This is a genomic window from Bradyrhizobium sp. AUGA SZCCT0222, from assembly GCF_018130205.1.
GTDB lineage: Bacteria > Pseudomonadota > Alphaproteobacteria > Rhizobiales > Xanthobacteraceae > Bradyrhizobium.
The window spans coordinates 24,181-38,286 of the sequence record NZ_JAFCLX010000030.1 but is presented as its reverse complement, the minus strand read 5'-3'; the positions used below and the strand labels follow the sequence as shown (position 1 = coordinate 38,286).

Here is a 14,106-nt window from a genome sequence, read left to right as displayed (position 1 = left end):
GCGCCTTAGCGGCTGCCGCCGGCGCGAAGCTTGTTGATGATCGGCATGATCGGCGCCAGCAGCGAACCGCGTGATCTCTTGGTCACGGCGTGACCCGTCAGGCGTTGCGCCATCTGCAGGAACATCGTGGTGGTGCGATGACCGGCGGAGATTTGCTGGATCATCTGGCCGTTATTGGCCGCCGTGCCGAACATCTTTGAATCGAACGGGATGGTCGCGATGGGCTGGCCCTCGATCGCCTTGGCGAATTCGCGCGGCGTGATTTCCGGGCGCTTGTGCATCCCGACCTGGTTGAGACAATAGAGCGGGGGCCGGTCGTTGGGCCGGGCTGCCTTGAGCACGTTCAGCATGTTCTTGGCGTTGCGCATGTTGGCGAGATCAGGTTCGGCAACGATCAGAATATCGTCCGCGCCGACCAGCGCGCGCTTGGTCCATGCCGACCATTGATGCGGGACATCGAGCACGATGCAGGGGGTGGTCATGCGCAGCGTATCGAAGATCGCATCGAAGGCGTCCGCACCGAAATCGTAGACCTGTTCGAGCGTCGCAGGGGCTGCCAGCAGACTGAGACGCTCGGAGCATTTCGCGAGCAGGCGCTCCATCAGCGCGCTGTCGGGCCGATCCTGCTGGAACAGCGCGTTGGCGATGCCCTGTATCGGGTCCTGGTTGTAGTCGAGGCCGGCGGTGCCGAACGCCAGATCGAGGTCGATCACGACGGAATCCAGCGCCAGGTCGCGTGCGATGGCCCAGGCCACATTGTGCGCCACCGTGGATGAACCGACGCCGCCCTTGGCGCCGACGACAGCAACCATCCGACCGACCGCGACGGCTTCGGACGAGGAAAACAGGCTGCAGATCGCGCGCACCACATCGAGGGTTTCGACCGGCCCGACCACGTAGTCGCTGACGCCGCGACGCACCAGTTCGCGATAGGGCGTGACATCACTGGCGCTGCCGATCACGACGACCCTTGTGCCGGCGTCGCAGACGGTGGCGAGTTCATCGAGACCGTCGAGCATGTCGCTGGACCCTTCGGTTTCCAGCATGATCACGTTCGGCGTCGGGGCCTTGTGGTAGGCATCGATGGCGGCGGCGATGCCGCCCATATGAACGGACAGGTGAACCTTGCCAAGGCGGCGGTCTTCGCTGGCCGACCGCACGGTTGTGGCGGTCGCGGCCGATGCGCAAAAGGCCTGCACCGATACGCGCGGCGCCGGCGAAATGTATTCATCGGCGGGCCGCGTAAGGTCGTGCTCTTGTTCGGAGTCTTTTCGGGACCGGCTGATCATTTACCTGTATCGCTCAGTTTGGCTTTGTCGGATTCGGGATAGGTGGTGGTGGTCGACACACCCTTGCGGTATTTTTCGAAGGCCGCGTTGCGACGCATCGTGTAGGCGGGGGTTTCGGGCCGCGGCTGCTCGAGGTCCGCCGGGTTGTCGATCATTGCGGCGAGGTTGCGTTGGGTGGCGCAACCAAAATTGTGGTACGGCCGGTTTTCATTGTAACCGGTGTCGTAGATGTTGGGACCGAGGTCCTCCGGCCACAGGCCGCAGGGGCCGGCCACCGCGGAGATCTTAGGATAGATCAGCTTGATGGTCGGAAGCGTTTGTGGGCTATCCGGTTGATAATGACGCAGCCTGATCGCGCTTGACGGCACGCCACCCGCGGTCAGCATCGCGCGGATTTCCTGGTACGTTGCCTCGGCCGCGCGGGCATTGGCGGTGTTGACCGGCACGTCGGCGATGATCGCGCCGGTGCCTTCGCGGGCCCAGGTCTGGGCCAGTCCCATGACATCGTTGCGCTGCGGGGCCGAGAGGCCGCCGCGGGCGTGCCCGACGAAAATGACGATCGAGCGGTTACCTTCCTGAACGGCGATCGGATGCCGCTGACGGTAATCGGTGGGAACGGTCGCGGTCACGATCTCGCCGGTCTGCTGGCAGGCCCCCAGCGCAGCGGACAGGCCGATCAGCGCGCCGAGCATTCGCCAGCTGTGACGGCGATCGACCTTCGTTTGGGTTGTCATCGTTCTGTCCTCACCCCGTCCGTGGAGCCGTGCCGTCTCAGTCAATGATGAAGCCGAAATTGCCCTCATAGGCGCCGACCGGCCCGACGCGGGCGGCAAGGCCATAGATCCGGTTGATGCGGGCCAGCAGCGTCGATTGGGAATCGGACGCCGGTGCAAACCCGTCATCGGGGCGTGACAATTCCTTCTGCGCAACCGCGCGGACCACATAGGGCGTGACGAGAACCATCAATTCTGTCTCGTTGTTGACGAAGTCCTGGCTGCGGAAGAGGGCGCCCAGGATCGGAAGCTGGTTGACGCCTGGCAATCCGTTGACCGCCTGCTTGGTCTGCTGCTGGATCAGGCCGGCCATCGCCATCGAACCGCCGGAGGGGATTTCCAGCGTGGTCTCGGCGCGACGGGTCCTGATCGAGGGAATCGTCAGCGCAGCGCCGTTCTGGTTCAGGGTGATGGCATTGTCGGTCGACAGTTCGGAGACTTCGGTCATCACCCGCAGGCTGATCCGTCCTTCGCTCAGCACGACAGGCGTGAAGTTCAGCGAGATGCCGAATTTCTTGTACAGGATCTGCGTCGTACAGATATGCGTGACCGGATCGCAGGAATAACCGGCGGGGATCGGAAATTCGCCGCCGGCGATGAAGGTCGCGGACTCGCCGGATATCGCCGTCAGGTTCGGTTCTGCCAGCGTGCGGACCACGCCGGCGGATTCCATCGCGCGCATGGTCGCGGTGACCGTCGGCAGTCCCTTGAGGATGCTCGAGGCGGCGAGGCCATTGTCAGCCACCAGCGGACGGCCGTAGGCGGTGAAGGGATTGCTGTTGTTGAAGTTCACGACCGCGGTGCCGTAATTCATGCTGGCACTGAGATCGACGCCCATCTGCTTGATGATGTCGCGTCGCACTTCGGAAACGTTGACCTTCAGCATCACCTGGTCGCGGCCGCGGACGGCGATCGAATTGACGACCTTGTCGGCACTGCCGACCAGCCGCGCGGCGAGGTCGCCGGCCTGCTGCGCCTCGATCGGGCTCGACACCGAGCCTGTCAGGATGACGCCGTCACCGACGCCTTCGATATTGATCCCCGGCAGCGTTTGCCGGAGCGCCGCCCGCACACCGTTGAGGTCGCGCTTGACCGCGATGTCGTAGGAGCCGACCTGCTGGCCGTCGGCATCGAAGAACACCACGTTGGTCTGACCGACCGCAGCGCCGATGATATAGGCGCGCTGCGCCGAACGAATGACGGCGTTGGCGATCTTGGGATCGGCGACAAGTACATCCTTCACGTCGCGCGGCAGGTCGACCACCACGGACTTGCCTACGCCGAGGGAGAGGAAGCGTTGCTTGACCGAGCCGATGGCAGAAGTCGTCACCGGATCCTGGCCTGAATCCTTCGACAGCTCCCTGGCCAGCTCCTTGTCGAGCTCGGCCGCTACGACAGATGCCAACGGGCTGAGCGCCAGCGTGGCGATGGCCGAAAACAACAAGGCCCCGACCGCAGCCGTTCGCATCGCTGACTGATTACCCCCGAACTTCATTCCCCGCGTCCTTTCGGTCACTTCTGTGCCGTCGATTGGCTCGCAATGCCGTAGCGAACCACGTTGATGCTTGAGCCCCGCTTCGGGGCATGGTCGTCGGATCCGATGAAACTGTTGCTGGAGCTCGAGGCCGTCCAGGTCTGCCATTGCAGATCCCCGGGGTTCACCGACTGGCCAAGGCCGATTCCGGATTTGGCGATGAGAATGTCCGTGGTCGGCAGTTGCGCGACCGGCTCGGCAGCGGCGGGTTTCTCGTCCGATCCGCGGGCGAGATAGGCCGCAACGCCGCCCGCACTGAGCGCGTTGGCTAGACCTACGGTACGGGCAGCATTCATACGCTTTACTGTCTACTCTTACGCTGGGCGCCATCATCCGCATGGCGTCGATCGCCGTCCCACCCGGCATGACTAACGGGGCAATGGTATAAGGGAACTTGAGGGGTGAATGATTTGCGGGCGAGAACGGCGGGATTCGCCGTCATGGTGAACGCGCGGTTAGTGTCCGCGCCTGCAAGAATACGGGTTTCTACGGATAAGACCGTCGCGGCACGCGCCGCATCCGCCGCTGTGCAGCAGCGGATCGCGGAGATTGTTTGCAGAAATCGCGGCGCTGGTTGGCGGCCTTCAACGCCATGAAGCGCCGGTCAAGATCGGCCTTGAGGTCATCGACATCTCGAGCCCGATGTGAAGCCGCAGCGTCAGGCCGCCCGGCGCCGGGCGATCGCTGCCGCAGGGAATGACGAGGCTCGCACAGCCCACCCGGGCTTTGGCGTCGCGGCCTTAGGTGCCAGTCTGGTTTCGGATTTTGCGGTCTGGACGGTCGGGCGTTCGAAAAACTCAGGCGTTCGCGCCATCAAAGACGTTTTGCCGCAGCCACGACAGATGGCCAAAACACCGCCGGCCGGCGGGGGCGGGGCCGGTTTAGTTACTCACAGAATACAGAAGTCGGCCGTCAACCCCTTGACCCGGCTCGCCAGTCGGATTGTGATACGGCACAACTACCAGTCGCCGCACGTTGAGGGGCCTGCCGCGACCTTCGATCCCTGTCCGACCCGTATTGCGTGTCAAACTGTCGGGTCAGATTGGCGCTTTTTTGGGCGAGGGATCATCGGGTTGGCCCAACAGCGTTCGAGAACGACAAGCCAACGTTCCCGCACGACCCCTGAAAGGCCTTGCCCATGAAACGCGTATCCCTGGTTCTCACCCTTGCCGTTGCCGCCGGCCTTTCGGTCCAGGCCGCCTCGGCGCAAACCCTCAAAACGGTCAAAGACCGTGGCATGCTTTCCTGCGGCGTCAGCCAGGGATTGCCGGGGTTCTCGTCTCCGGACGACAAGGGCAACTGGACCGGGCTGGATGTTGATATTTGCCGAGCGATCGCAGCTGCGGTCTTCAACGATCCGAGCAAGATCAAGTTCGTGCCGCTGTCGGCCAAGGATCGCTTCACCGCGCTGCAGTCCGGCGAAATCGACGTGCTGTCGCGCAACACCACCTGGACGCTGTCGCGCGATACTTCGCTCGGCGCCAATTTCACCGGCGTGACCTATTATGACGGCCAGGGCTTCATGGTGAAGAAGGCGCTGAAGGTGAATTCCGCGCTGGAATTGAACAGCGCGTCGGTCTGCGTGCAGCAAGGCACCACCACCGAGCAAAATCTGGCCGACTACTTCAAGGGCAACAACATGAAGTACGAGGTGATCGCATTCGGCACCAACGACGAGGCCGTCAAGGCCTATGAGTCCGGGCGCTGTGACGTCTTCACGACAGACGTGTCCGGCCTTTATGCCGATCGTTTGAAACTCGCGAACCCGGCCGATCATGTCGTGCTGCCGGAAGTGATTTCGAAAGAGCCGCTCGGCCCGATGGTGCGCCATGGCGACGACCAGTGGTTCGACATCGTGAAATGGACACTTTACGCGATGATCACGGCGGAAGAGCTGGGCATTACCCAGAAGAACGCCGATGAGATGGCGAAATCGGACAAGCCGGAGATGAAGCGGGTATTCGGCACCGATGGCAATCTTGGCGAACAGCTCGGCCTGACCAAGGATTGGGTCTCGCGGATCGTGAAGGCGGTCGGCAATTACGGCGAGTCCTTCGAGCGCAATGTCGGCGCCGGCTCCAAGCTTGGAATTGCCCGCGGCATCAACGCGCTTTGGAGCAAGGGGGGTATCCAGTACGCGCCGCCGATTCGCTGATCGCCAGCGGAGGGCTGCGGCGATGGCCATCGAACCCCGAAAACCACCGTCGCAGTTGCTCCCAAAACTGCAGAGGGCGCTGGGTGGCAGCGCGGGCTGGAGCGGTTTTGTCATCCAGCTCGTGTTCGTCGCCGCACTGGCCTGGATCGCCTACGAGATCGTCGCCAATGCCCGCGCCAATCTGCAGGCGCAGCGGATCACCGCGGGCTTCGGCTTCATGGTCAACACCGCAGGTTTTGACGTCAGCCAGAACCTGATTGCGTATTCAGGGTCCGACAATTACATCCGCGTTTTCCTGGTCGGCCTGCTCAATACGCTGCTGGTCTCGGTGATCGGAATCTTCTTCGCCACCGTGATTGGTTTCCTGGTGGCGCTCGGCCGCCTGTCGCCGAACTGGCTGCTGTCGCGCATCGCCGGCGGCTATGTCGAGCTGATCCGCAATCTGCCGCTGCTGTTCCAGATCCTGTTCTGGTATCTGGCGGTGCTGGCTGCGCTGCCCAATCCCAGGCAGAGCATCTCGGTGCTCGACACCTTCTTTCTCAGCAATCGCGGCTTGGTAATCCCCAAGCCGATCGGCGAGCCGGGTTTCGAACCGTTCGTCATCGCGTTGCTGATCGCGATCGTCGCTGCGATCGCGTTGTGGCGCTATTCCCGGCGTCTGCTGTTCCAGAGCGGCAAGGTGATCAAGGTCTGGCCCTATGCGCTGGGCCTGGTGATCGTTCTTCCGCTCCTTGCGACGCAAATCTTCGGCCCGCCCGTAAAGTTTGAAATACCGGCCCTGAAGGGCTTCAACTTTTCCGGTGGCTCACGGGTCATTCCGGAATTCGTCGCCCTGACACTGGCGTTGTCGACCTACACCGCCGCCTTCATCGCCGAAATCGTGCGCGCCGGCATCTTGTCCGTTCACAAGGGGCAGATGGAAGCCGGCTCCTCGCTTGGGCTGCAGCGGGGCTCGGTGCTCCGGCTGATCGTGATCCCGCAGGCCTTGCGCGTGATCCTGCCGCCGCTGACCAACCAGTATTTGAACTTGACCAAGAACTCCACGCTGGCGGTGGCGATCGGCTATCCTGACCTGGTCTCGGTGTTTGCCGGCACCACGCTGAGCCAGACCGGGCAGGCGATCGAAATCATCGGCATCACTATGGGCGTCTACCTCGTGATCTCGCTGGTCACGAGCGCGATCATGAGTTTCTACGGATGGCGTATCGGCCGGAGTATGGGGTGATGAGCGAGACCACACCATCCGTTTTCGTGCGCGGGGAACTCGTCGGCGAGCGTCCAGCACCGATCAAGACCACCGGCTTTGTCGGCTTCCTGCGCACGCGGCTGTTCAATTCGCCGACCAACGTCCTGATCACGATCGTCAGCGCGTTGCTGCTCTGGTTCGTCGCCGTGCCCGCGCTGAGATTCGTGCTGATCGATGCGGTCTGGACCGGCAACGACCGCACCGCGTGTCTCGCCAAAAACGCCGGAGACGTGGTTGGCGCCTGCTGGCCGTTCATTCAGGCGAAAATCGGTCAGTTCATTTACGGCTTCTATCCGGAGCCCGAGCGCTGGCGGGTCAATCTGGTCTTCCTCATGGCCGCGATCCTGCTGCTGCCGCTGCTGATTCCCCGGGCGCCGGCCAAGGGCCTCAACGCCGGACTGTTCTTCATCGCATTGCCCGTCATCGCGTTCTTCCTGCTGCATGGCGGCGGATTGCGCGGCCTCGGTGTCAGCTGGACCGCCGGGCTTTTGTCGGGGTTCAACGACAGCATCGGCGACAGCGGGCGTAAGCTGGCCGCCGCGGGTGAGGCGACGGCGGTGATCGGACCGCTGCTTTGGCTGCTCGGTCAACTGATCGTGCTGCTCTCGACGATGGTTTCCTGGCTGCTGTTGCCGCTGACCTGGCTGCGCGACCATGTTCAGGCTTTTGGCAGTCCGCTGTGGGCCGATTTCGCATTGACCACCATCATCGTCTCCGCCCTGGTGTTCTGGTTCACTGGCGGCTTGCGCGCCGGCTCACGTCCTCTGATCACCTGCCTTGCGATCTTCGCCGGCATTGGCATCGTCATCGCGGTCATGGGACTGGACCGTGGTGGCTTGCCCGTTGTCGATACGCGGCTATGGGGCGGGTTGCTGGTCACACTGGTGGTGGCGGTCACCGGCATCGTCGCATCGATGCCGATCGGCGTTGCGCTCGCGCTCGGCCGGCGCTCGTCGATTCCGCTGATCCGGATTTTCTCGATCGCCTTCATCGAGTTCTGGCGCGGCGTTCCGCTGATCACGGTGCTGTTCTTCGCAACCTATATGTTGCCGCTGTTCGTTCCGGCGGGGTTCACCATCGACGGATTGGTGCGCGCCCTGATCGGGATCGCGCTGTTCACCGGCGCCTACCAGGCGGAAAACATTCGCGGCGGCCTGGCGGCGATCCCGCGCGGGCAGGGCGAGGCGGCGAGCGCGCTCGGCCTGTCCTGGGCCAAAACGACCGGGCTCATCGTGATGCCGCAGGCGTTGCGCCACGTCATCCCCAGCCTCGTCAACAGTTTCATCGGCCTGTTCAAGGACACCTCGCTGGTCTCGATCGTCGCGCTGTTCGATCTCCTGGGATCGTTGCGCGCGTCGTTTTCCGATCCAAACTGGTCGACGCCGACCACGTTGTTCACCGGCTTTGCGTTCACCGGGATCATCTACTTCATCTTCTGCTTTGGCATGTCGCGCTATTCGCTGTTCGTCGAGAACAGGCTGAACGCGCATCGCCGCAATTGAGTGAATGAGCATGAGCACAGATCAGATCGTTGGCATCAAGGCTCTCAACAAATGGTACGGGGACTTTCACGTCCTGCGTGACATCAACCTCGGTGTCGCCAAGGGAGAGCGCATCGTCATTTGCGGTCCCTCAGGCTCGGGCAAGTCGACGCTGATCCGCTGCATCAATGCGCTGGAGGAATTCCAGGAAGGCGAGATCGTCGTCGAGGGCATCGAACTTGGGCCTAATTTGCGGCGCGTCGACGAAGTCCGGCGCGAAGTCGGCATGGTGTTCCAGAGCTTCAACCTGTTTCCGCATTTGACCGTGCTGGAGAACTGCACGCTGGCGCCGATCTGGGTGCGCAATATCCCCAAGAAGGACGCCGAGGCGACCGCGATGAAATATCTGGAGCGGGTCAAGATCCCGCACCAGGCCAGCAAATATCCGGGGCAGATGTCAGGCGGTCAGCAGCAGCGCGTGGCGATCGCCCGCGCGCTGACCATGAACCCCAAGGTCATGCTGTTCGACGAGCCGACCTCGGCACTCGATCCGGAAATGGTCAAGGAAGTGCTCGACACCATGGTCGATCTCGCCAATGAAGGCATGACCATGCTGGTCGTCACGCACGAAATGGGGTTCGCGCGCGAAGTCGCCAATCGCGTCGTGTTCATGGACGCAGGCCAGGTGATCGAATCCAACACGCCGGAAAACTTCTTCGCCAATCCGCAGCACGCGCGGACCAAATTGTTCCTCAGCCAGATATTGCGGCATTAGCTTCGTAGGGTGGGCAAAGCGAAGCGTGCCCACCATCAAGATACGATATCTGGATAGATGGTGGGCACGGCGCCAATGCGCCTTTGCCCACCCTGCGATTTCGCGCCCGCCTCACACCTTCTCGAACGGCAGATCGACCTTCGGGCGCTTCTCCAGCCATTCCGGCACCGGCAGATTCTTAGCTCGCATGAAAGCCGGATTGAACAGCTTTGACTGATAGCGGCCGCCGGAATCGGCCAGGATGGTCACGATGGTCTTGCCGGGCCCAAGCTGCTTGGCGAGCTGGATCGCGCCCGCGATGTTGACGCCGGTGGAGCCGCCGAGACAAAGGCCCTCGTGCTCGGTTAGGTCGTAGATCACCTTTACGGCTTCCTCGTCCGAGATCAGAAAGGCGTCGTCGACCTTCGCGGTCTCGATGACCGGCGTGACGCGCCCGAGTCCGATGCCTTCGGTGATCGAGTCTCCCGGTGTTGATTTGGCCGTGCCGTTCTTGAACAGCTCGTACATCGCAAAGCCATGGGGATCGGCGCAGGCGTTGACGATGCCCGGATGCTTTTCCTTCAGATAGCGGCTGGTACCGGCCAGCGTGCCGCCGGTGCCGACCGAGCAGATGAAGCCGTCGATCTTGCCGCCGGTCTGCTGCCAGATCTCGGGGCCGGTCGATTCGTAGTGCGCCTTGGCGTTATCGAGGTTGTTCCACTGATCGGCGAACAGCACGCCGTTCGGCTCGCTCTTGCGCAGCTGCGCGGCGAGCCGTCGTCCGACGTGCTGGTAGTTGTTCGGATTGGAGTACGGCAGCTGCGGCACTTCAATCAGTTCCGCGCCGCATAGCCGCAGCATGTCCTTTTTTTCCTGGCTCTGGGTCTCCGGGATCAGGATCATTGTCCGGTAACCACGCGCGCTGGCTACGACGGCAAGACCGATACCGGTATTGCCCGCGGTCGACTCGACCACGAGGCCGCCGGGCTTGAGGTCGCCGCGCTTCTCGGCTTCCAGGATCATCCATTTGCCGGCGCGGTCCTTCACCGACTGGCCGGGATTCATGAATTCGGCCTTGCCGAGAATGGTGCAGCCGGTCGCTTCGGAAGCGTGCTTGAGCTTGATGAGCGGCGTGTTGCCGATCGCTTCGATGACGTCTTTGTTGAAGGTCATTTGGAATTGCCGGTTTGCTTTGCCTATTCGTTGAGCGAACCCTAAAGGACCGCCGCTGGGCATACAAGCCAGCGCTTAAGTCGCCGCCGGGCATCCGGATTTGCGAACACCACCTGACGCGCCTCGATATTTCGCTGACGGCATCAGGTTCGGCCAGGGCGCGCGGAAATTGCTTCGCCAGATCGCGAGCGCCTTGGCATAATCTTGCCCGGAAAAGCGCTTGCGGATGACGGGAAAAGCGAGCCGTTCGCCGAGCGAGGCGACGGTTGCTGAGGAAGGCGACAAAGTTCACGGAGCCGTTGATGACAATGTGACTGTGTCCGCCAGGCCGGAGTTCGCGGTCAATGACTGGATAATGCTTCGATAGGATCGAGGCCGCAGCATTGCCGGCGATTCCTTTCCGACACCAGGCGACCCGCATTTGTCCCCTTCGTGGAAGCTGCGCAGGGAGTTCCCGGAGTATCGAATCGGCCGCAGGCGCGTTTTCATGCGCGAAGATGGATTTGGGCTGTGGGAATAGCGGAAAAAACCCGTGAAATCTTCGTAAGGTTTGGACGATCCGACATCATCCCGATCGCGTTCCAAGGCCGATAAAATAAGGCTAACTTGCACTTTTGATCGCCGATTGGCGCGCTGGCGCCAGCGATCGTCGGGATGGTTCCGGGACTGTCCGCGCCCTGATCGCAAGGGTAGTATGACGGCTCGGTTCCAACGGAAGCATCACCCCCGTGAACGGGTCGCAGACCACTCAAACAAGCGTTCATCGCGGGCCACGCCGGAATTTGCCCGGTGGAGAACCGGTGTGACCCAGCGAATACCGGGGGCTGTGGTTGAAGGCTGGCGAATGCGGTTTCCAGGTGTAAGCCGGTTGGCGCGGTCGTTCGCGGTCGTAGGGCTGGTCGCCAGTTCGGCGGGCTGCATCCTGACCAAGGATCTGCCCGATCCCGCGCTCGACGTCCCCGACGGCTACAAGGCCGCCCGCCTGACCAAGCCGCAGGACGCGCCGCCGACGCTCGATTGGTGGCGCGGTTTCCGCTCGCGGGAACTGACGACGCTGATGGAAGAGGCCCAGACCGTCAATCTGGACATTGCCGCCGCCACCGCACGCTTCGTGCAGGCCGATGCGCAGGCCCGGATTGCCGGCGCGGCGTTGCTGCCGAATCTGAGCGGCACTGGTTCGGAAAGCTATTCGCGCACCTCCGGCTCGAGCGCGAGCGGCCTGACCAATGGCGGCCGCGAGGTCGTCAACTATCAGTCCTCACTCAGCGCCAGCTATGAGCTCGATTTCTGGGGCAAGAATCGCGACGCCGCCCAGGCGGCGGAAGAGACCGCCGTTGCCAACCGCTTCGACCGCGACGTCATTGCGCTGACAACGCTGACCACGGTCGCCAACGCCTATTTCCAGGTGCTCGCGGCGCAGGACCGGATTCGCACCGCAGAGCGCAACATCGCCAGCGCGATCCGGATCCTCGATGCGATCAAGCAGCGGCTGCAGGCCGGCACCGGGAACGATCTCGACGTCGCCCAGCAGGAAACCGTCGTGGCCAACCAGCGCGCGCTGGTGCCGCCGCTGCGGCAAACGCTCGACCAGAACATCAACGCGCTGGCGACGCTGGTGTCGCGGCCGCCGGAATCGGTGCGCGTCATCGGCGGCACGCTGAACCAGATTGCCTCGCCCCGTGTCACGCCCGGACTGCCGTCGGAACTCCTGACGCAACGCCCCGACATCAGGCGCCAGGAAGCCCAGCTGGCATCCGCCACCGCCAATGTCGGCAACGCCCGTGCGCAGTTTTTCCCGAGCATTCAGTTGACCGGGCAGGGTGGCTATCAGAGCTCTGCACTGACGTCGCTGTTTCAGCCGCACGCAGCGTTCTTCAGCATGGTCGGCAGCCTGACCCAGCCGATCTTCGACGGCGGCAGGATCCTCGGCAATTTCGAATACACCAAGGCCCGGCAGGATGAACTGCTGCAGACCTATCGCAAGACGGTGGTGCAGGCCTTTGCCGATGTCGACAATGCGTTGATGTCGATCCGCCAGACCACGGAGCGGCTGCGGCTGCAGCGCGAGGTGGTGGCGTCCTCGCGGCGGGCGTTTCAACTGTCCGAGCAGCAATTGCGGGCCGGAACTGCCGACATCGTAACTGTGCTAAATACGCAATTGACGTTATTCCAGGCGGAAGATTCGCTGTCGCAGGCCCAATTGGCCCGGCTGCTCGCGATCGTCAGCCTGTATCAGGCGCTGGGGGGCGGCTGGGAGCCTAGGATGGAAAGGCCGGTCGATGCTCTTTAAGCCGGAGTCAGAGGAAGACGCCAAAACCCCTGAGGTACGCAAGCCGGGTTTCTGGTCGCGCGTGCTCAAGCGCATGGTGTCGTTGGCCGTGACGCTCGTGATCCTCGGCGGTCTCGGGTACATCGGCTGGTACGCGTTTCAGCCGAAGCCGGGTGGCGGCGGCGGCGGTGGTCGCGGCGGCGCGCGCCTCGATCTTCCGGTGCCGGTGCTGGCGGCGACGCCGCGCACCCAGGACGTGCCGGTTTATCTCGATGGCGTCGGCGCTGTCCGCGCGCTGAATAATGTTCTCGTGCGCGCCCAGGTCGACGGCAAGTTGATCTCGGTGAATTTCACCGAAGGCCAGGACGTCAAGAAGGGCGACGTGCTGGGTGAAATCGATCCGGTGATCTACCAGGCGCAATATGATCAGGCGGTTGCCAAGAAGGCGCAGGACGAAGCCCAGCTCGCCAACCAGAAGCTCGATCTCGCCCGCTACCAGCAGCTCGCGGCGTCCAACGCCGGATCGAAGCAGCAGGCCGATACGCAGCGCGCTTTGGTGGCCCAGCAGGAAGCGCTGGTGAAGGCCGACCAGGCCGCGATCGACAATGCGCAAGCCACCCTCGGTTACACCAAGATCATCGCACCCCTGTCGGGACGCGCCGGCCTGCGCCAGGTCGACCAGGGCAACATCGTCAAGGCGTCGGATGCGACCGGTCTCGTCATCATCACCCAGCTGCAGCCGATCGCGGTACAGTTCAGCCTGCCGCAGCAACAGATCGTGCGGGTCAATGCCGCCGCCGCCAAGGGCGCACTCGCCGTCGACGTCTTCGGCAATGACGGCGTCACCGTGGTCGACACCGGCACGCTGAAAGGCATCGACAACCAGGTCGACCCGACCACGGGAACGCTGAAACTCAAGGCGGAATTTCCCAACGCCAAATTCCAGCTCTGGCCGGGCCAATTCGTCAATGTGCGGCTGAAGGTCGAAACGCTCGACAAGGCGATCGTGGTGCCGACCTCAGCGGTCCAGCGCGGACCCGTCGGAACGTTCAGCTACGTGATAGGCCCTGGCGATATCGCAACCGCCAAGCCGGTGGTGGTGACGCAGCAAAACGAGCACGATGCCGTGATCGCGAGCGGGCTTTCGACCTCCGACCGCGTGGTGACCACGGGCTTTGCCAATCTGTCAGACGGCGCCAAGGTGCTGATCGGCACCGATGACCGGGCGCCGACCGCCGACCTCGCGCCGCGCAAGCGCAGCCGCAGCCCCGATGGCAAGGGTGGTCAGGGCGGCCAAGCCAAAGAAGGCCAGGCCAAAGACGGCGAACACCGCGGCAGGCGCGAACGCGGCGAGGGCGATCAAAAAGGACAGACCGGGCCGGCACCGGCAGGCCAACAATCGGGTGGGCCTGCGAAATCGCAGCCATGAGGA

General features: G+C 63.0%; 11 protein-coding genes and 1 pseudogene. 6 read left to right on the top strand and 6 right to left on the bottom strand.

Going from position 1 to position 14,106, the window contains the following annotated elements:
* Positions 1-5: 5 nt before the first annotated feature.
* From JQ629_RS24065 to JQ629_RS24050, 4 genes are read right to left on the bottom strand one after another with little or no spacing between them, the layout of a single operon-like run.
* Positions 6-1,289, bottom strand: coding sequence for a CpaE/TadZ family protein (locus JQ629_RS24065; RefSeq protein WP_212414764.1), 1,284 nt, complete (start codon positions 1,287-1,289; stop codon positions 6-8).
* On the bottom strand, positions 1,286-2,023 hold the full coding sequence (locus JQ629_RS24060) for a CpaD family pilus assembly protein (protein WP_212414763.1): 738 nt from the start codon (positions 2,021-2,023) through the stop codon (positions 1,286-1,288). The genes JQ629_RS24065 and JQ629_RS24060 overlap by 4 nt, the downstream gene beginning before the upstream one ends.
* A 37-nt stretch (positions 2,024-2,060) precedes the next feature.
* Positions 2,061-3,557, bottom strand: a complete 1,497-nt coding sequence (locus JQ629_RS24055; protein ID WP_502753271.1) for a type II and III secretion system protein family protein — start codon at positions 3,555-3,557, stop codon at positions 2,061-2,063.
* A gap of 17 nt (positions 3,558-3,574) precedes the next feature.
* Complete coding sequence (locus JQ629_RS24050) at positions 3,575-3,892, bottom strand: CpaB family protein (protein ID WP_212414762.1); 318 nt, start codon at positions 3,890-3,892, stop codon at positions 3,575-3,577.
* 842 nt (positions 3,893-4,734) lie between these two features.
* Here JQ629_RS24050 and JQ629_RS24045 point away from each other — a divergent pair.
* The 4 genes from JQ629_RS24045 to JQ629_RS24030 are packed head-to-tail and all read left to right on the top strand — an operon-like array spanning position 4,735 to position 9,253.
* Positions 4,735-5,751, top strand: coding sequence for an amino acid ABC transporter substrate-binding protein (locus tag JQ629_RS24045; RefSeq protein ID WP_212261510.1), 1,017 nt, complete (start codon positions 4,735-4,737; stop codon positions 5,749-5,751).
* A 22-nt stretch (positions 5,752-5,773) separates the two neighbouring features.
* Positions 5,774-6,976 (top strand): amino acid ABC transporter permease, encoded by a 1,203-nt coding sequence (locus JQ629_RS24040; RefSeq protein WP_212414761.1) that lies wholly within the window; start codon positions 5,774-5,776, stop codon positions 6,974-6,976.
* Positions 6,976-8,499, top strand: coding sequence for an amino acid ABC transporter permease (locus JQ629_RS24035; protein WP_212414760.1), 1,524 nt, complete (start codon positions 6,976-6,978; stop codon positions 8,497-8,499). Before JQ629_RS24040 ends, JQ629_RS24035 begins: the two co-directional genes overlap by 1 nt.
* Before the next feature lie 10 nt (positions 8,500-8,509).
* Positions 8,510-9,253: an amino acid ABC transporter ATP-binding protein gene (locus JQ629_RS24030; protein WP_249133123.1), complete on the top strand. Its 744-nt coding sequence runs from the start codon at positions 8,510-8,512 to the stop codon at positions 9,251-9,253.
* Positions 9,254-9,364: 111 nt separating this feature from the next.
* Here JQ629_RS24030 and JQ629_RS24025 read toward each other — a convergent pair whose 3' ends face one another.
* A complete protein-coding gene (locus JQ629_RS24025; protein WP_212414759.1) occupies positions 9,365-10,405 on the bottom strand; it encodes a cysteine synthase A in 1,041 nt (346 codons plus the stop codon).
* Between the two features lie 135 nt (positions 10,406-10,540).
* Positions 10,541-10,666 (bottom strand): annotated as a pseudogene (locus JQ629_RS37960) (SAM-dependent methyltransferase); the annotation flags it as partial.
* A 583-nt stretch (positions 10,667-11,249) separates the two neighbouring features.
* Here JQ629_RS37960 and JQ629_RS24020 point away from each other — a divergent pair.
* Entirely contained in the window at positions 11,250-12,695 is a 1,446-nt protein-coding gene (locus JQ629_RS24020) for an efflux transporter outer membrane subunit (RefSeq protein WP_212414797.1), read from the top strand.
* Positions 12,685-14,103 carry an efflux RND transporter periplasmic adaptor subunit gene (locus JQ629_RS24015; RefSeq protein ID WP_212414758.1) on the top strand — a complete coding sequence of 473 codons (1,419 nt, stop codon included), beginning with the start codon at positions 12,685-12,687 and terminating at the stop codon, positions 14,101-14,103. Before JQ629_RS24020 ends, JQ629_RS24015 begins: the two co-directional genes overlap by 11 nt.
* Positions 14,104-14,106 lie beyond the last annotated feature (3 nt).

Bases quoted from the DNA above. Each gene is read 5' to 3' on its own strand.
- JQ629_RS24060 (WP_212414763.1), bottom strand. From the start codon at position 2,023: ATGACAACCCAAACGAAGGTCGATCGCCGTCACAGCTGGCGAATGCTC.
- JQ629_RS24055 (WP_502753271.1), bottom strand. From the start codon at position 3,557: ATGAAGTTCGGGGGTAATCAGTCAGCGATGCGAACGGCTGCGGTCGGG.
- JQ629_RS24020 (WP_212414797.1), top strand. From the start codon at position 11,250: ATGCGGTTTCCAGGTGTAAGCCGGTTGGCGCGGTCGTTCGCGGTCGTA.
- JQ629_RS24025 (WP_212414759.1), bottom strand. From the start codon at position 10,405: ATGACCTTCAACAAAGACGTCATCGAAGCGATCGGCAACACGCCGCTC.
- JQ629_RS24040 (WP_212414761.1), top strand. From the start codon at position 5,774: ATGGCCATCGAACCCCGAAAACCACCGTCGCAGTTGCTCCCAAAACTG.
- JQ629_RS24030 (WP_249133123.1), top strand. From the start codon at position 8,510: ATGAGCACAGATCAGATCGTTGGCATCAAGGCTCTCAACAAATGGTAC.
- JQ629_RS24065 (WP_212414764.1), bottom strand. From the start codon at position 1,289: ATGATCAGCCGGTCCCGAAAAGACTCCGAACAAGAGCACGACCTTACG.
- JQ629_RS24050 (WP_212414762.1), bottom strand. From the start codon at position 3,892: ATGAATGCTGCCCGTACCGTAGGTCTAGCCAACGCGCTCAGTGCGGGC.
- JQ629_RS24045 (WP_212261510.1), top strand. From the start codon at position 4,735: ATGAAACGCGTATCCCTGGTTCTCACCCTTGCCGTTGCCGCCGGCCTT.
- JQ629_RS24035 (WP_212414760.1), top strand. From the start codon at position 6,976: ATGAGCGAGACCACACCATCCGTTTTCGTGCGCGGGGAACTCGTCGGC.
- JQ629_RS24015 (WP_212414758.1), top strand. From the start codon at position 12,685: ATGCTCTTTAAGCCGGAGTCAGAGGAAGACGCCAAAACCCCTGAGGTA.